We start from the raw sequence: 16636 nt of genomic DNA, 5'->3' as shown, positions 1-16636 counted from the left end.
ACGAGGGTGGTCGGTCGATGCGGCGCGCGGTTACGCGCTCAGACGGCGCGGAGCACCGCGACCACCTTGCCCAGCACGGTCGCCTCATCACCGAGGATCGGCTCGAACGCGGAATTACGGGGAAGTAGCCACGTGTGGCCGTCGCGACGCCGGAAGGTCTTGACGGTCGCCTCGTCATCGAGCATCGCCGCGACGATCTCGCCGTTCTCCGCACTGTTCTGGGAGCGGATGACGACCCAGTCGCCGTCGCAGATGGCCGCATCGATCATCGACTCGCCGGACACCTTGAGCATGAACAGATCGCCCTTGCCCACCAGCTGACGCGGGAGCGGGAAGATCTCCTCGACCTGCTGCTCGGCCGTGATCGGAACGCCGGCGGCGATACGGCCGACGAGCGGAACGAGCGCCGCGTCGCCCACGGGCGTCACGACATCGGCGGGGTTCTCGGTGCTCGTGCCCGGGAGGTCGATCAGCACCTCCATCGCGCGGGTCTTGCCGGGATCGCGGCGGAGGTAGCCGCTCAGCTCCAGCTGGCCGAGCTGATGAGTGACGCTCGAGAGGGATTTGAGACCGACGGCGTCGCCGATCTCGCGCATGCTCGGCGGATAGCCCTGCTGGGCGATCGACGCCTGGATGACCTCGAGGATCGCCATCTGCTTCGGGCTGAGGCTCTTCCTGCGGCGGGTACGCGGTGCCTCGGACTCGGGGGCTGAGTTCTCGCTCATGATGCTCCTTCAGTACGCGTGTCCGACGCCGCTCATCGAATGTCGGAGGCCCGTGGTGGGGTGTGGTTATCGAAACCGTATCCGAGAATCATGCGGATCTGGAAGATCTGTTCGAGCGTGTCGGTAGATTCGTGGACGTGGTTTCGAAGAAAGCTTGACAGATGTTCGAAATCGAAGATATCTTCGGAACGTAGCTTCGTATTCTTCTCTCCCGGCCGAGAGGTGAATGCGAACGCTACGCCAACTTCCACAGGGCCTCACGGTCCGTGGCTGATCCCCGAGAGATCGGGGCGACGCAGAGGAGCACCACATGAGCACCATCGCCTTCAGCAGCACAGCAGTCATCCCGGCGCGTCCGGCGACGCGGCTCAAGCTGACCGCACGTGGTCGCCGAGTCCTGCTCGCACTCGCCGCACTCCCTCTCGCGGGAGGGATCGCGTTCGCGGCTCTCAGCGGCGGGAGCGCCCTCGCCTCGGGCGAAGACGCCGCACCGGTGAGCTTCGCGACGGTCACCGTGCTGCCGGGCGACACGCTGTGGTCCATCGCGACCGAGCTCGCTCCGACGGCCGACCCTCGCGAGGTCATCGGCGAGATCAGCCGATTGAACCTGCTGCAGACCGGCGAGCTGCAGGTCGGTCAGGAGCTGTCGCTCCCCACGCAGTACACGAACTGACCGGCAATCCGGCGTCACTGAACTGCGAAGCGCCTCAGGGCGTTCTAGCATGGGAAGGGTGACCGCTTCACTCGATGACCTGCCGCTTCGTGACGATCTCCGGGGGCTGAAGCCGTACGGCGCCCCGCAGGCGCCGCTGCCCATCGCTCTCAATGTCAACGAGAACACGCATCCGATTCCGGATGAGGTGGCGAGCGACATCCTCGACGAGATCGCGGTCGCGATCCGCGACGTCAATCGCTATCCGGATCGTGAGTTCACCGCATTGCGGGAGGGGTTCGCCGACTACCTCGGTCATGGGCTCGTCGCCGAGCAGATCTGGGCGGGCAACGGATCGAACGAGGTTCTCCAGCACATCCTTCAGGCGTTCGGCGGCCCCGGCCGCACGGCCGTCGGCTTCGCGCCGACCTACTCGATGTACCCGCTCATCGCGCAGGGGACCGGCGCGCGGTGGGTGGCAGGTGCCCGTCAGCCTGACTACAGCATCACCCCCGATGAGGCGGTGGCGCAGGTGCGTGCGGCCGATCCGGACGTCGTGCTCCTGTGCTCGCCGAACAATCCGACGGGAACCCCGCTCGGAATCGATGTGATCGAGGCCGTGTACGACGCCGCGCGCGGCATCGTGGTCGTCGACGAGGCCTACCAGGAGTTCGCCCCGCGGGACGCCCCGTCGGCACTGTCGCTGTTGGAGGGGCGCCCTCGACTCGCCGTATCGCGCACGATGAGCAAGGCGTTCGCCTTCGCCGGGGCGCGAGTGGGGTACTTGGCCGCGGACCCCGGATTCATCGACGCCCTGCGGCTCGTGCGCCTCCCGTACCACCTGAGTGCGCTCACCCAGGCTGCTGCTGTCGCCGCTCTGCGCAACGCCGATGTGATGTTGGGTATGGTCGACGACATCGTCGAGCAACGCGATCGCATCACCGCGACCCTCGAGGCGCTCGGCTACACGCCCCACGATTCCTGGTCGAACTTCGTGCTCTTCGGCGGGGTGGCGGATCCGAAGGCGACGTGGCAGAAGCTCTACGACCGTGGCGTTCTGATCCGCGACGTCGGTATCCCCGGCCACCTGCGCGTGACGGCCGGCACCGAGGCGGAGACCACGGCGTTCCTCGATGCGCTCGCCTCGATAGAATCGGCATCATGAGCAGCCCCGTCCTGACCCCGCGTACCGCGAGCCGCGTGCGCAGCACGTCGGAGTCCACCGTCGAACTCGAGCTGAACCTCGACGGCACCGGTGCGAGCCGCATCGACACGTCGGTGCCGTTCTTCGACCACATGCTCACCGCATTCGCCAAGCACTCGCTGACCGATCTCACCGTGCGCGCCTCGGGCGACACCCACATCGACGCGCATCACACCGTGGAAGACGTCTCGATCGTGCTCGGCCAGGCGATCCTCGAGGCCCTCGGCGACAAGTCCGGCATCTCGCGCTACGGCGACGCCCTCGTTCCCCTGGACGAAGCGCTCGCTCAGGCCGTCGTCGACATCTCCGGTCGTCCGTACCTCGTGCACGAGGGCGAGCCGGCCGGGTTCGAACACCACCTGATCGGCGGGCACTTCACGGGTTCGCTCGTGCGCCACTCGTTCGAGGCGATCACCTTCAACGCCGCTCTCACCGTGCACGTGCGCGTGCTGGGCGGACGCGATCCTCACCACATCGCCGAGGCGGAGTACAAGGCCTTCGCCCGCGCGTTCCGCCAGGCCAAGTCACTCGACCCGCTGGTCGACGGCATCCCGTCCACCAAGGGCGCGCTGTGACCCGCACCCCGAAGGTGGCGGTGTTCGACTACGAGTCGGGCAACGTGCACTCCGCGGTCAAGGCGCTCGCGGCAGCCGGAGCGGATGCCGTTCTGACCCGCGATCGCACCGAGGCTCTCGAGGCCGACGGGCTCGTGGTGCCCGGAGTGGGTGCGTTCGCTGCCGTGCGTGAGGCACTGCACGCGCACCGTGGCGACGAGATCATCGATCGTCGTCTCGCCGGTGGGCGGCCGGTGCTGGGCATCTGCGTGGGCATGCAGGTGCTGTTCGCACATGGTGTCGAGCGCGGGGTCGACTCCGAAGGGCTGGGGGAATGGCCCGGAGCCGTGACCGAACTCAACGCTCCGGTGCTCCCGCACATGGGATGGAACACGGTTTCCCCAGGCGATGACAGCGTGCTGTTCCGGGGTATCGAGCAGGAGCGCTTCTACTTCGTGCACTCCTACGCCGCGCAGTCGTGGGAATTGGACGTGATCCCTCCGTTCCCGCAGCCGGTGCTGACGTGGACGACGTACGGCGAGCCGTTCCTCGCCGCGGTCGAGAACGGCCCTCTGTCGGCGACGCAGTTCCACCCGGAGAAGTCGGGAGAGGCGGGGATCCAGCTGCTGCGCAACTGGATCGGCAGTCTCTGACCCGCTGATGCGGCGCCGTGGCGCTCAGAAACCGCGTGCGACGGCGGCTGCCGCAGACAGCCACGCGCGTTGCGTGCGCTTGCCGAGCGAGCCGTAGCGGAGCGGGCCATCGACCATCTCATGGTCGAACGGGATGCTGACGACCTCGCGGGAGAGGGCGCGGTAGCCGCTGGTGACGTGCTCCACGTCGGCGGGCGTCGCCCGCGGATCGGCCTGGGAGACCACGGCGACGGATGTGCGTGCGAGTCGTGCGGAGCGTTCGTCGCGCTCTTCGAGTGCCTCGATGAGCAGCGCGCCCGCCTCTGCGTGATCTGCGCGGGTGGTCGTCGCGATCACGAGCTGGTCGGCGTGGTCGATCATCCGCAGCCACATCGGGTCGGACTCGTCGTTTCCGGAATCGATGATGATCAGTCGGTAGAACTTCGCCGCGACCGAATGGATCGCATCGACGTCGGTCGGTCGAAGTCGGTTCTCGTGAGCGAGCCGGATCGGCTTCGAGCGCAACACGTCGTACTTCTCTCGCGGCTGATGGTGCATGAAGTGAGCGAGATCGGCCGATTGCGCGCCGGTCCCGAGCAGCCTTCCGGTCTCCGGCAGGAGCTCGAGCAGGGTGCGATCGTGTGCGCCCGTGTCGGTGCGCCAGCCGAGCGTGCCGCGGGTCTGGTTGTTGTCCCATGCGAGCACCCCGGCCCCGCCGTACCGTGCGAACACCGCGGAGAGCAGCGCTGTCGTCGGAGTCTTCCCCGCACCGCCCTTGCCGTTCACGACCGCGACCGTGCGGGGACCGGGCCAGTGCTGGCTCACCGCGAGTTCGTCATCGCGCGACGATTGCTCCTCCAGCGACGGAGGGATGCGCATACCGAGGCGGTTCAGCGCGCCGCGGGCACCCTCGCGTGCCGGCTCTTCGGGGCGCTCGGTCTGCAGGAAGGAATCCCGCTCGCGAACGCGCCGCGCCGGACGCGAGACTGTTTCAGCGGGTGCGGGTGCGGGTGCGGGTGCGGGTGCGGGCGGGCGCGCCTCGGGCCGAGCAGGAGCGAGCCGAGCGTTGGTCGGCTGAGCGGGAATGGACGGCAGCGGTGCTGTCGGGGCCGGCTGCACAGGCAACGCCACGCTCGGAGCCGGCGATGCGGGGACGGACGCTCTCGGAGCCGACGATGACGGTGCAGGCGATGACGGTGCAGGCGATGACGGGGCCGGCGGTACGGGGGACGAGACCTCGGGCGCCGGTGGTGTCGGACGCGGGGGAGCGGCGACGACCTGCGCGCGCTCTTCGCGAGCCTCGGCCCGGGTGCGGCGGTACGGCGCAACGTCAGACGCAGCGGGGAGCGCGGCGGGCCGTGGAGGCACCGTGGGCGTGCGGGGCGGGAGGAGTGGGACCGAGTCGACGATCGGAAGCTCTTCGCCGCTTCGGCGCGCGTCGGCACCGGGCGTTGCGTCATCGTGCGGTCCGGACATCATGCCTCAGCCTATCCCGTGCGTTTCGCCTGCGTTTCTCGCGCATTTGGAAGGGCGCCGGGGTCGCGATACCCTCGGTTCTCGTGCGTCCGTGACGGGTGTGCTCGGACCTCTGATCTGAATCCTCACCTTAGGAACCCATGAACGACTTCGCGCAGTCTCCTTCTCTCACGCTCCTTCCCGCTGTCGACGTCGCCGGCGGCAAGGCGGTGCGACTCACCCAGGGTGAGGCCGGCACCGAGACCAACTACGGCGACCCGATCGACGCGGCGGGCGAGTGGGTGTCGCAGGGCGCGCAGTGGATCCACCTCGTCGACCTCGACGCCGCATTCGGTCGCGGGAGCAACGCGCCCATCCTGCGCAAGGTCATCAAGCAGTTCCGTGGGGTCAACATCGAGCTCTCGGGCGGCATCCGCGATGACGCGACGCTCGAGGCGGCGCTCGAGAGCGGTGCGACCCGCATCAACCTCGGAACCGCCGCCCTCGAGAACCCCGAGTGGGCCGCCGACGTGATCGGACGCTACGGCGAGGCGATCGCGGTCGGACTGGACGTGCGCGGCACGACCTTGGCGGCGCGCGGCTGGACCAAGGAGGGTGGAGACCTCTGGGAGGTGCTCGACCGCCTCGAGGACGCCGGATGCAGCCGCTACGTGGTGACCGATGTCACCAAGGACGGCACGCTGCGCGGACCGAACATCGAACTCCTGCGCGAGGTCGCCTCGCGCACCCCCAAGCCGGTCGTCGCCTCGGGCGGCATCTCGAGCCTCGACGACATCGCGGCGCTGCGCGAGCTGGTGCCACTGGGCGTCGAGGGCGCCATCGTCGGCAAGGCTCTGTACGCCGGAGCGTTCACGCTGGCTGAGGCGCTGGATGTCGCAGGGGACTGACGACGCCTGCGGTCACGGTGATCACGGTCACGGTGCCGTGAACCACGGCGACTCCGCAGGGGTGCCCTGGGAGGGGCGCAGCTTCGAGTCGAACCCTCACGCGGCTGATGACGGCTCCGCAGACCCCGCCCTGCTTGGTGCGCTGCTGCGCTTCCGCGCGGGCGAGGGCAGTCAGGTCGAGGTCGTCGATGCCTTCCGCTCCGCCCGCGTTCTGATCCCTCTGATCGCGGAGAAGGGCGAGGAGGGTGTCGCGCCCAGCGGTCTCGCGGTCGACAAGACGCAGGAACTGTCGATCGTGACGGTCGCGGCCCCGGACGGTCGCCGGGTGCAACCGGTCTTCTCCTCGGTCGAGGCGATGCAGAAGTGGGACCCCACGGCGCGACCGATCCCGGTCGAGGCGTTGCGCGCTGCCTTGGCGGCATCCGCGGAGGACACCGATCTCATCGTGCTCGATCCGACGTCCGACACCGAGTTCGTGTTCCGGCGTCCGGCCGTCTGGGCGGTGGCGCAGGGGCATGCCTGGGAGCCGAGTTTCCTGTCGCCGGAGGTGTTCAGCGCGCTCCAGGAGAGCGTCGCGCATGAGCTCGCCGTCATCGACGTGGCTGTCGCCGCCGGAGATCCGGATGCTCGGCTCCGGGGTCCGGAGCTCATCGTGGTCCTGGAGCTCGTCGACGGGCTGGAGCGCGAGGTGCTGGATGCCGTGTTGTCCCGCCTGGCTCAGCGCTGGGCATCCGACGACCGCATCGCCGTCCTGGCGGACTCCCTGACCGTCAAGCTCCGCCGCAGCGTCTGATTTCCCCTCCATCGCTCTCACCGCTGTCAACCGGCGCGACCGCGAAGCGACGTCCCGGCCTGCGGAGCCCCCGAGAGCTAGTTGACCGGACCCGTCCACTTCTCGCCCGGGCCCTTGCCGATCGGGTCGGGGATCACGGAGGCTTCACGGAAGGCGAGCTGGAGCGACCGGAGTCCGTCGCGCAACGACCGGGCGTGCATGTCGCTGATCTCGGGGGCGCCTGCGGTGATGAGCCCCGCGAGAGCGTTGATCAGCTTGCGGGCCTCGTCGAGGTCGAGCTGCGCTGCGGCGTCGGGATCATCGGCGAGACCGAGCTTCACCGCACCGGCGCTCATCAGGTGGACGGCGGCCGTGGTGATCACCTCGACGGCGGGCACATCGGCGATGTCGCGGGTGGCTGATGCCGCCGCTTCCTCCTGCCGTGCCCAGCGCTCTTCCCGCTCGTGGTCTGCCTCGTGGCCCTGAGTCGTCACTTCGCCTTGCTTTCTGTTAGACTTTGGCGGGCTTCGGGGCGTCATGCTCCGGAACGAAAGAGGATTCACTTCCCACCCGCGCTTGCCGTTCAAGGCTACCGGGTCTTGCACTCCGCCGGCTTCGCTCGAAAGACGTCGCCGGTAGCCTGGGTGCTGAGCCGGCGTCTGAATGCCGGCGGGTGGGGGGCGATTCCGATTTCGCCCGTGATGCAGAGAGCATCGCGGTGGCCGAAACACATCGTCTAAGGAGTTCCGCATCAGCGATCCCCGCACCAATGAGCGCATCCGCGTCCCCGAGGTCCGCCTCGTGGGCCCTGCGGGTGAGCAGATCGGCGTCGTCCGCATCGAGGCGGCGCTGCGCCTTGCGCAGGAAGCCGACCTCGACCTCGTCGAGGTTGCCCCCAACTCGAAGCCGCCCGTGGTCAAGATCATGGACTACGGCAAGTTCAAGTACGAGGCCGCCCAGAAGGAGAAGGAAGCGCGTCGCAACCAGGCGAACACCATCCTCAAAGAGGTGCGGTTCCGTCTGAAGATCGAGGCGCACGACTACACGACGAAGCTCAAGCGCGCCGAGGGCTTCCTCAAGGCCGGCGACAAGGTCAAGGCGATGATCCTGTTCCGCGGTCGCGAGCAGTCGCGTCCCGAGCAGGGCGTGCGTCTGCTCCGCAAGTTCGCGGAGGACGTCGCAGAGCTCGGCACCGTCGAGTCGAACCCGACCATCGACGGTCGCAACATGGTCATGGTCGTCGCACCGCTGAAGAGCAAGTCCGAGGCGAAGCAGGAGCAGAACGCCGTGCGCGATGCCCAGCGCGCTGACAAGAAGCAGGCTGCTCGCGACGCCAAGTCGGATGCTCCGGCTGAGGCTCCCGCGGAGTAACACCCGCCCACATACTCCCGCACCGCGGGTTGACAACGTCGCCTGAGAAGGCGCATGACGAAGGAAGAGAAGATGCCGAAGCAGAAGACCCACTCGGGTGCTAAGAAGCGCTTCAAGATCACCGGCAGCGGAAAGCTGAAGAAGCAGCAGGCCGGGATGCGCCACAACCTCGAGCACAAGTCGAGCCGTCGCACCCGTCGTCTGAACCAGGACCAGGTGCTGTCGAAGGCTGACACCAAGGTCGCCAAGAAGCTTCTCGGCCGCTGACGCGCCCGACGCACGAATAGGAACACAGGAAAATGGCAAGAGTCAAGCGGGCAGTAAACGCCCACAAGAAGCGTCGGGTCATCCTCGAGCGCGCAAAGGGTTACCGCGGTCAGCGTTCGCGCCTGTACCGTAAGGCCAAAGAGCAGGTCATCCACTCCCTGGTCTACTCGTACCGGGACCGTCGCAAGCGCAAGGGTGACTTCCGTCGCCTCTGGATCCAGCGCATCAACGCCGCTGCACGCCAGAACGGCATGACGTACAACCGCCTCATCCAGGGCCTCGGCCTCGCGGGTGTCACGGTAGACCGTCGCATGCTCGCCGACCTCGCGGTCAACGACGCTGCCACGTTCACGACGCTGGTCGAGACGGCGAAGAAGGCTCTGCCCTCCGACGTCAACGCACCGAAGTCGGCTGCGTAAGCATCTCTTCTCCACAGGGCGCTCTCCTTCGGGAGGGCGCCCTGTGTCGTTTCCGGGACGTGACGCCTTCTAGACTGTCAACGTGCTGGAGAACCCCCGGTCCCCCCGAGTCCGTGCTGTCGCGAAGCTGACCAAGCGCAGCGCGCGAACCGAGACCGGCCTGTTCCTTCTCGAAGGACCGCAGGCCGTGCGCGAGGCGCTGATGTACCGCCCCGAGGCGATCGTCGAGTTGTTCGCGACCCCGGCCGGTTGGGACCGGCATCCCGATATCCGTGCGAATGCCGCCACGGCCGATGTGCACGTCGAGTTCGTGACCGAGTACGTGCTCAACGCGATGGCCGACACCGTCACCCCGCAGGGTCTCGTGGCGGTCGTGCGGCAGACGCCGACATCCGTTCGCGACATCTTCGCGGCCGGTCCTCGTCTGGTCGCGATCTGCGAGGAGATCCGCGACCCGGGAAACCTCGGCACCATCATCCGCGCGGCGGATGCCGCCGGTGCGGACGCGGTGGTGCTGACCGGTCGTACCGTCGATCCGTACAACCCCAAGGTCGTGCGGGCCACGACAGGGTCGATGTTCCATCTGCCCGTCTCCGTGGCAGGAGATCTCTCCGATGTCATCGACCGTGCGCATGAGGCCGGGCTCCGCATCCTCGCCGCCGATGTGAAGGGTGACGACCTGCTCGCGGCCCGCGCCGAGGGAGTGCTCGCGGAACCCACAGCGTGGCTCTTCGGCAACGAGGCGCGCGGGCTCGAGGATGAGGCTCTCGACCTGGCGGATCGGGTGCTCAAGCTCCCCATCTTCGGGCGCGCGGAGTCGTTGAACCTGGCGACCGCCGCCAGCGTCTGCCTGTACGAGAGCGCCTTCGCGCAGCGCGCTGCCGCGGGCTGATCCGCGGACGGGGGACAGGGTCGATGAGGATTCTGATCGTGGAGGACGACGAACGCGTCGCCGCGGCTCTCGACGCGTTCCTGGCGCGTTCCGGATACGCGACCGTGCGTGCCGCCGACGGCGCCTCCGCGCTCGATCTCATCGACGCGGACACCGAGGTCGTGCTGCTCGATCTGGGCCTCCCCGACGTCGACGGAATCGATCTGTGCCGCCGCATCCGGGCACGCTCCGACGTGCCGATCGTGGTCGTCACGGCGCGCAGCCAGGTCACGGAGCGCATCAAGGGCCTGCGCGCCGGGGCGGATGACTTCGTCGTGAAGCCCTACGACGTGCACGAGCTGCTCGCCCGGATCGAGGCGGTCACGCGGCGATCGCGAGCCGTGCGACCCGACTCCGATGCCAGGGTCAGCGTGCTGGGAGGGGCGGTTCAGGTCGATCTGGTCGGGCGCCAGCTGCTCGTCGACGATGTGCCGGTGGAGCTCACACGCAAGGAGTTCGACATCGTGGCGGTGCTCGCGCGCTATCCCGGCGTCGCGGTGCCGAAGGAGCGTCTCATCCGTGAGGTCTGGAACACCGACTGGAGGGGCTTCGGCCACTCGCTCGAGGTGCACATCGGTGCGATTCGACGCAAGACCGGTGAGCGGGCGCTCGTCGAGACGGTCCGCGGAGTCGGATACCGGTTGGCGGGCGCCTGAGCGATGCGCAACCGACTGGTCATCGTCTTCCTCGTGCCCCTGATCGCGATCCTGCTCTCCCTGGGCGGCGCGACGGGGCTGAGCGCGGCGCGCAGCATCCAGCAGGAGCTGTACACCGAGCAGTTCGCCGACCTCGGGTATTTCGTGACCAGCGCCCGGCAGGCTCTGCGTTCGGGAAGCGAGACGGTCGTGGAGGGGGAGGCGCGGCGGTTCCAGGCGGTCTACGGGATCGAGGTGGTGGTCTTCGACCTGTCCGGTGCGATCTGGGCGACGAGCGACCCGGCGGTCGAGGTGCTCGACGAAGACCAGTCCGAGCGGGTACGACTCGCCCTGTCTGGGCGCCGTGCCGAGGCACCGGAACCCGCCCTGCCGTGGATCATCCCGGATGCCGCGGTCGTGGAGCCGGTGCTCGACGACGGTGACGTGATCGGCGCCGTGATGATCACCGCCGATGTGGAGGCGCCGCGCGCCGCGATCCTTCAGCAGGCACTGGTGCTGACGGCGATCGCGGTCGTGTCGATCGCGCTCGGAGTGCTCCTGGTGTTCCAGCTCGCACGCTGGGTGCTCTCGCCGGTGCGGCGCCTCGACGAGGCGATGATCGCGATCGAGCGCGGTGAGATGGATGCGCGTGTGTCGGAGGACACCGGCCCGCCGGAGCTCCGACGCATGACCCGCGTGTTCAACGACATGGCGGAGGAGATCGAGCGCGTCCTCACCCGGCAGCAGGAGTTCGCGATGAACGCGTCGCACGAGCTGCGCAATCCCCTCAATGCCCTCCTCCTGCGCGTGGAACATCTCTCCACAGGGCTCGGCCCCGAATGGGAGGACGACGTGGAGGAGACGAGGGAAGAGGGACGACGCATGGCGCGCATCCTCGAGACGCTGCTCGGCCTCGCGCGCCGGGGGCAGGCCGATTCGATGTTCTCCGCCGTCGATCTGGCGCTCATGGTCTCCCACCGCGCAGACGCCTGGCGCGACGTGGCGGGGCAGCGGGGAATCGTGTTCCGGGTCGCTGCGGACGGTGCGGTCATGAGCGTCACCGATCGCACGATCGTCGAGAGCGCCCTGGATGCGGTGATCGACAACGCGGTGAAGTTCTCTCCCGACGGGGCGGTGGTCGACATCGGAGCCCGCCGCGCGGGCGGCGCCGGTGAGATCACGGTGCGCGATCACGGTCCCGGGCTGCCTGCCGACGAGGTCGACTCCGCGACGGATCGCTTCTGGCGCAGCGCCGACAGCGGTGACACCCCCGGATCGGGGCTCGGACTCGCCATCGCGACCGACCTGCTCGCCTCCATCGGGGGCGAGCTGACGGTGTCGTCCCCGGAAGGCGGCGGTCTGATGATCTCTCTCCGCGTCGCGGACGGGGCAGCAGGATGAGGCGCGCTGTGCGGATCCTCGCCGCGACCGTGTGCGTCGCCGTGATCGCGATGCTGGGCGCGTGCTCGCAACGCGCGAGCGAATGGAGCGGCCAGACCTACGAGATCGCCAGCGGTGGCACGACGGGGGTCTACTTCGACTACGGCACGCACCTCGCCGATGAGCTGTCACAGAACCTGGGGATCGATGCGGTCTCCGAGGAGACGAACGGTTCCGTCGAGAATCTGCTGCGCATCGGCTCTGGCGATGCCGTTCTCGGATTCGCGCAGGGGGATGCCGCGGCGGATGCCGTCGCCGGCGCCGGGGCATTCGACGAGCCCATCGCCGTGCGCGCGCTCGCGCGGCTGTACGACGAGTATCTGCACGTCGTCGTGCGGGCGGACTCGGATGTGGAGGGGATCACAGACCTCGCCGGCAAACGCGTCTCGCTCGGGGCGGAGAACTCCGGGGTGAACGTCATCGCGAGCCGTGTGCTGGATGCCGCCGGTGTCGACTCCTCCACGGTGCAGAATCCTCAATTGGATCTGCAGGAGTCCATCAGCGCGATGGAGCGCGCCGAGATCGACGGCTTCTTCTGGGTCGGTGGTCTGCCCACCCCCGGCATCCAGGAGCTCGCGACCGATCTTCCCGTGCGGCTTCTGCCCGTCGAGCAGGAGTGGGTGAACGCGGTCAACAGCCGGTACTCCGACGCCTATCGTCCGGCGGATTTCCCCGCGGGCACCTACGGGCTCACCGAGTCATCGCCGACGATGGCGGTGCCGAACTATCTGATCACGGCGGCGTCCACCCCCGATGACGTGGTGCGCGACATCCTGGTGGTGCTGTTCGACTCCCGATCCCGGATGGCGGCCGAGGTGCCGGCTGCGGCGCTGTTGAACCGGCGCCAGGCGATCTTCACCGCGCCGGTCGAGCTGCACCCCGGTGCGGTCGCGTTCTACCGCGACACCCGACGATGACGTACGGGTGCTGAGGCGCTGAGTCGCTGCACACCCGCTCCGCGACCGCTCCTCAAGAAACCCTCAAGAAGTCTCAACGCGACGCCGGGCTCTGCCAGTGTGAGGTCGATCACGCTCGATTCGACGGAGAATCCCGATGCCCATGAGTTCGTGCCGCACATCACGGCGACGGTGTTCTCCCTCCCTCGAAACCCTCGTGATCAGGCCCGGTCGGGCGCTCGCTGATCTGCGCCATTCGGGGGAACGGCGCAGCAGCCGTGGGGGTTCCGCGGCCCGTGAGGGACGGGTCGCGGAACGCCTGTGCAGCCGCGAAGACTCACTTCGCCATCGGCATTACGAACGTGTAAATCTCGGCTCGATTGTCTGGAACGATCAAGACCACGTGGCTAGTTTGGAGAAATGATGACCTCAGGTACAGCCCTCGTCGTGGTAAAGAACGTGCAGAAGCACTACGGCGACTTCCAGGCACTGACCGACATCGATCTGACGGTGAACTCCGGCGAGGTCGTCGTCGTGATCGGCCCGTCCGGGTCGGGCAAGTCGACCCTGTGCCGCACGATCAACCGTCTCGAGACGATCACGAGCGGGTCGATCCGCATCGACGGCAAGGAACTCCCCGCCGAAGGCAAGGGGCTCGCGAACCTGCGCGCCGATGTCGGCATGGTGTTCCAGTCGTTCAACCTGTTCGCGCACCTCACGATCCTCGAGAACGTGACGCTCGGTCCGATCAAGGTCCGCGGCCTCAAGAAGGCGGATGCCGAGAAGGAGGCGATGGCCCTCCTCGAACGCGTCGGCATCGCCAAGCAGGCGTCCAAGCTCCCGGCCCAGCTGTCGGGCGGCCAGCAGCAGCGTGTGGCGATCGCCCGCGCGCTCGCCATGCATCCCAAGGTCATGCTCTTCGACGAGCCCACCAGCGCGCTGGACCCCGAGATGATCAACGAGGTCCTCGACGTCATGGTCGACCTCGCGCACGAGGGCATGACGATGATCGTCGTCACCCACGAGATGGGATTCGCCCGCAAGGCCGCCGACCGCGTCGTCTTCATGGCGGACGGGCGGATCGTGGAGGAGGCGACTCCCGAGGAGTTCTTCACGAATCCGTCGAGCGACCGCGCCAAGGACTTCCTCTCGAAGCTCCTCACGCACTGATCCCCACCACAGACCCTGCACACACAGCACACGAAGGAGACGCACATGCGACGCACACGGACACTGGCAGGCATCGGAATCGCGGCGGCAGCACTGCTGGCGCTGACGGCCTGCAACAGCGGCAGCCCGTCCGACCCCGGAGCGGGTACCGGGGGTGACGAAGGCGGCGGAGACAGCACCTGGTTCGAGGTGGCCTCGGACGTCCAGCTCGAGGGCAGCCCGACATTCGACGCCATCCAGAAGCGCGACAAGGTCGTCATCGGTGTCAAGGAGGACCAGCCCGGTCTCGGATTCCTCGACGTGACGACGGGGGAGCGCACCGGCTTCGACGTCGACATCGCCCGCTGGATCGCCGCCTCGCTCGGCTACGACGAAGACAAGATCGAGTTCAAGGCGATCGCCTCCGCGAACCGCGAGCAGGCCATCGTCAACGGCGACATCGACTACTACGTCGGCACGTACTCGATCACCGACAAGCGCAAGGAGCAGATCGCCTTCGCGGGTCCGTACTTCATCACGGGCCAGGGCCTGCTGGTGGCGGCGGACAACGAGGACATCAAGAGCGAAGCCGATCTGACGGCAGACACGACCGTCTGTTCGGCGACCGGCTCCACGCCGATCCAGAACATCCGCGACAACTACCCCGACGTCCCGACCAAGGAGTTCGACCTGTACTCCGCCTGTGTCGAGGCTCTGCTCTCGGGTGAGGTCCAGGCGGTCACCACCGACCAGGCGATCCTGATCGGCTACGCGGCCCAGGATCCCGACAACCTGAAGGTCGTCGGCGAGCCGTTCACCGAGGAGCGCTACGGCGTGGGTCTCGCAAAGGATGACGCGGCGCTGCAGGAGTTCATCAACACGATGTTCACCGACGGCGGCGACATCTGGCAGGCGATCTTCGACAAGAACCTCGGTACATCCGGCATCGAAGTCAGCCAGCCGACCGTCGACTGACCGTTCGAGGGGGTGGCCGTCCGCGGTCACCCCCTCCTCAAACAGACCTGAAGGGGAGGACGGCGTGGACGTCATCTTCGGAAACCTCGATCTGTGGGGTGAGGCGCTTCGCAACACCCTGCTGATCTTCTTCGGCGGCGCGGTGCTGGCGCTCATCCTCGGATTCGTCGTCGGCGCGATGCGCGTCGCGCCCGTGCCGATCGCACGGGTCGTCGGAACCCTCTATGTGAACCTCATCCGGAACACTCCGCTGACGCTCGTCTTCTTCTTCTTCATCTTCGGCTACCCGCAGCTCGGGCTGCCGAAGCTGAGCACCACGGTGCTCGGCATCCTCGCCATCGGCATCTACACCGCCACGTACGTCGCGGAAGTGATCCGGGCCGGGATCAACACGGTCCCGGTCGGTCAGGCAGAAGCCGCCCGGGCGATCGGTCTCCCATTCGGCCAGGTGATGACGCTGGTCATCCTGCCGCAGGCGTTCCGTTCGGTCGTGCCGCCCATGATGAGCGTCTTCATCGCGCTCCTCAAGAACACCACGGTCGCTGCCGGCTTCTCGGTGCTCGAGCTCGGAGCGATCCGCTCCTTCCTCAGCGAGCGCGGCGAGAACGCTCTCGTCGTCCTGCTCTGGGTCGCCGTCATCTTCGTCGTCCTGGTGCTGCTGCTCAGCTGGCTGCAGCGCTATCTCGAGAACAAGTGGAGGATCGCGCGATGACTTCCGTCCTGTACGACGTCCCCGGTCCCAAGGCGATCCTGCGCAACCGACTGCTCGGTGTCGTCACCGTGCTCGTCGTTCTCGCCCTGCTGGGCTTCATCGGCTACCGCTTCTACGAGAGCGGCCAGTTCGACGCATCCCGCTGGTACGTCTTCACGTTCAGCGCGGTGTGGACGCAGATCTTCGGAGCACTCGGTCGCACCTTGGCCGCCTTCGCCCTGGCGGGCCTTCTGAGCCTCATGCTCGGGTTCGTGCTCGCCATCGGACGTCTCTCGGATCACGCCTGGGTGCGTGTGCCCGTGACGGTCATCACCGAGTTCTTCCGGGCGGTGCCCGTGCTCGTGCTCATGATGCTGCTCTACTACGGCCTCCCGGTCCTCGGGGTGAAGATGGAGCCCTACTGGGCCGTCGTCCTCGCCCTCATGGTCTACAACGGCTCCGTCCTCGCCGAGGTGCTCCGCGCGGGCATCGAGTCGCTGCCGCGTGGGCAGAAGGAGGCCGGCTTCGCGATCGGTCTGCGAAAGAGCGGCGTGATGCGGCTGATCCTGCTCCCGCAGGCCATCCGCGCGATGCTCCCCGTGATCGTTGCCCAGCTGGTGGTGACGCTGAAGGACACCGCGCTCGGGTTCATCATCACCTACCCCGAACTGCTGTACTTCGCCAAGCAGCTCACGTCGCAGCAGGGTCGTCCGGTGCTGCAGTCGGCATTCGTGATCGGCGGCATCTACATCGTGATGTGCCTGATCCTCTCGGGGGTCGCACGCTGGCTGGAGATCCGCACACGACGCTCGCCCAAGCTCAAGGGGTACACCCCGGATGCCGGTGATCGGGACCCGCGCCTGCACGGCGACGGCACCGTGACCGAGGTGATCGCGATGCAGCGCGGATCGGGCAAGTTCGACATGGGGAACGGGCCCGGCGGAGTCTGACCGCTCACCG

The 16636-nt window shown here is 67.6% G+C and carries 20 protein-coding genes; 17 read left to right on the top strand and 3 right to left on the bottom strand.

Features of this window, described 5'->3' with window-relative positions:
- Window positions 1–38: 38 nt before the first annotated feature.
- Window positions 39–725, bottom strand: a complete 687-nt coding sequence (gene lexA, locus P0Y60_13200) for a transcriptional repressor LexA (GenBank protein ID WEK60268.1) — start codon at window positions 723–725, stop codon at window positions 39–41.
- A 310-nt stretch (window positions 726–1035) separates the two neighbouring features.
- Here lexA and P0Y60_13195 point away from each other — a divergent pair, with 310 nt between their 5' ends.
- From P0Y60_13195 to hisH, 4 genes are read left to right on the top strand one after another with little or no spacing between them, the layout of a single operon-like run.
- A complete protein-coding gene (locus P0Y60_13195) occupies window positions 1036–1398 on the top strand; it encodes a LysM peptidoglycan-binding domain-containing protein (protein ID WEK60267.1) in 363 nt (120 codons plus the stop codon).
- A 49-nt stretch (window positions 1399–1447) separates the two neighbouring features.
- Window positions 1448–2542: a histidinol-phosphate transaminase gene (locus P0Y60_13190; GenBank protein ID WEK60266.1), complete on the top strand. Its 1095-nt coding sequence runs from the start codon at window positions 1448–1450 to the stop codon at window positions 2540–2542.
- Window positions 2539–3156: an imidazoleglycerol-phosphate dehydratase HisB gene (hisB, locus tag P0Y60_13185; protein WEK60265.1), complete on the top strand. Its 618-nt coding sequence runs from the start codon at window positions 2539–2541 to the stop codon at window positions 3154–3156. The genes P0Y60_13190 and hisB overlap by 4 nt, the downstream gene beginning before the upstream one ends.
- Entirely contained in the window at window positions 3153–3788 is a 636-nt protein-coding gene (gene hisH, locus P0Y60_13180; GenBank protein ID WEK60264.1) for an imidazole glycerol phosphate synthase subunit HisH, read from the top strand. Before hisB ends, hisH begins: the two co-directional genes overlap by 4 nt.
- 24 nt (window positions 3789–3812) lie before the next feature.
- Here the strand turns inward: hisH and P0Y60_13175 are convergent, their stop codons facing one another.
- Entirely contained in the window at window positions 3813–4646 is an 834-nt protein-coding gene (locus P0Y60_13175; GenBank protein WEK60263.1) for an AAA family ATPase, read from the bottom strand.
- 737 nt (window positions 4647–5383) lie between these two features.
- On the opposite strand from P0Y60_13175, the gene priA reads away from it, so the two are divergent.
- Entirely contained in the window at window positions 5384–6130 is a 747-nt protein-coding gene (gene priA, locus P0Y60_13170) for a bifunctional 1-(5-phosphoribosyl)-5-((5-phosphoribosylamino)methylideneamino)imidazole-4-carboxamide isomerase/phosphoribosylanthranilate isomerase PriA (protein ID WEK60262.1), read from the top strand.
- Window positions 6114–6923: an SseB family protein gene (locus P0Y60_13165; GenBank protein WEK60261.1), complete on the top strand. Its 810-nt coding sequence runs from the start codon at window positions 6114–6116 to the stop codon at window positions 6921–6923. The genes priA and P0Y60_13165 overlap by 17 nt, the downstream gene beginning before the upstream one ends.
- A gap of 77 nt (window positions 6924–7000) precedes the next feature.
- Here P0Y60_13165 and P0Y60_13160 read toward each other — a convergent pair whose 3' ends face one another.
- Window positions 7001–7441 carry a DUF1844 domain-containing protein gene (locus P0Y60_13160; GenBank protein ID WEK62922.1) on the bottom strand — a complete coding sequence of 147 codons (441 nt, stop codon included), beginning with the start codon at window positions 7439–7441 and terminating at the stop codon, window positions 7001–7003.
- 211 nt (window positions 7442–7652) lie between these two features.
- Here P0Y60_13160 and infC point away from each other — a divergent pair, with 211 nt between their 5' ends.
- From infC to P0Y60_13105, 11 genes are all read left to right on the top strand, one after another.
- A complete protein-coding gene (infC, locus tag P0Y60_13155) occupies window positions 7653–8273 on the top strand; it encodes a translation initiation factor IF-3 (protein ID WEK62921.1) in 621 nt (206 codons plus the stop codon).
- A 72-nt stretch (window positions 8274–8345) separates the two neighbouring features.
- The gene (rpmI, locus tag P0Y60_13150) at window positions 8346–8540 is read left to right on the top strand and encodes a 50S ribosomal protein L35 (protein ID WEK62920.1); all 195 of its coding nucleotides are present in this window, start codon (window positions 8346–8348) and stop codon (window positions 8538–8540) included.
- 32 nt (window positions 8541–8572) lie between these two features.
- Entirely contained in the window at window positions 8573–8959 is a 387-nt protein-coding gene (rplT, locus tag P0Y60_13145) for a 50S ribosomal protein L20 (protein WEK60260.1), read from the top strand.
- Between the two features lie 82 nt (window positions 8960–9041).
- Window positions 9042–9851, top strand: a complete 810-nt coding sequence (locus P0Y60_13140; protein ID WEK60259.1) for an RNA methyltransferase — start codon at window positions 9042–9044, stop codon at window positions 9849–9851.
- Between the two features lie 38 nt (window positions 9852–9889).
- A complete protein-coding gene (locus P0Y60_13135) occupies window positions 9890–10546 on the top strand; it encodes a response regulator transcription factor (protein ID WEK60258.1) in 657 nt (218 codons plus the stop codon).
- A gap of 3 nt (window positions 10547–10549) precedes the next feature.
- A complete protein-coding gene (locus tag P0Y60_13130) occupies window positions 10550–11926 on the top strand; it encodes a HAMP domain-containing sensor histidine kinase (GenBank protein ID WEK60257.1) in 1377 nt (458 codons plus the stop codon).
- 8 nt (window positions 11927–11934) lie between these two features.
- Entirely contained in the window at window positions 11935–12882 is a 948-nt protein-coding gene (locus P0Y60_13125; GenBank protein WEK60256.1) for a TAXI family TRAP transporter solute-binding subunit, read from the top strand.
- A gap of 402 nt (window positions 12883–13284) precedes the next feature.
- Window positions 13285–14031 (top strand): amino acid ABC transporter ATP-binding protein, encoded by a 747-nt coding sequence (locus P0Y60_13120; protein WEK60255.1) that lies wholly within the window; start codon window positions 13285–13287, stop codon window positions 14029–14031.
- 45 nt (window positions 14032–14076) lie between these two features.
- Window positions 14077–14985 (top strand): glutamate ABC transporter substrate-binding protein, encoded by a 909-nt coding sequence (locus P0Y60_13115; GenBank protein ID WEK60254.1) that lies wholly within the window; start codon window positions 14077–14079, stop codon window positions 14983–14985.
- Between the two features lie 64 nt (window positions 14986–15049).
- The gene (locus tag P0Y60_13110) at window positions 15050–15697 is read left to right on the top strand and encodes an amino acid ABC transporter permease (GenBank protein WEK60253.1); all 648 of its coding nucleotides are present in this window, start codon (window positions 15050–15052) and stop codon (window positions 15695–15697) included.
- Window positions 15694–16626, top strand: a complete 933-nt coding sequence (locus P0Y60_13105; protein ID WEK60252.1) for an amino acid ABC transporter permease — start codon at window positions 15694–15696, stop codon at window positions 16624–16626. The genes P0Y60_13110 and P0Y60_13105 overlap by 4 nt, the downstream gene beginning before the upstream one ends.
- Window positions 16627–16636 lie beyond the last annotated feature (10 nt).

Source organism: Candidatus Microbacterium colombiense (assembly GCA_029203165.1).
GTDB lineage: Bacteria > Actinomycetota > Actinomycetes > Actinomycetales > Microbacteriaceae > Microbacterium > Microbacterium colombiense.
Note: the sequence above shows the minus strand (reverse complement) of the source record. Positions and strands in the feature narration are given on the sequence as shown.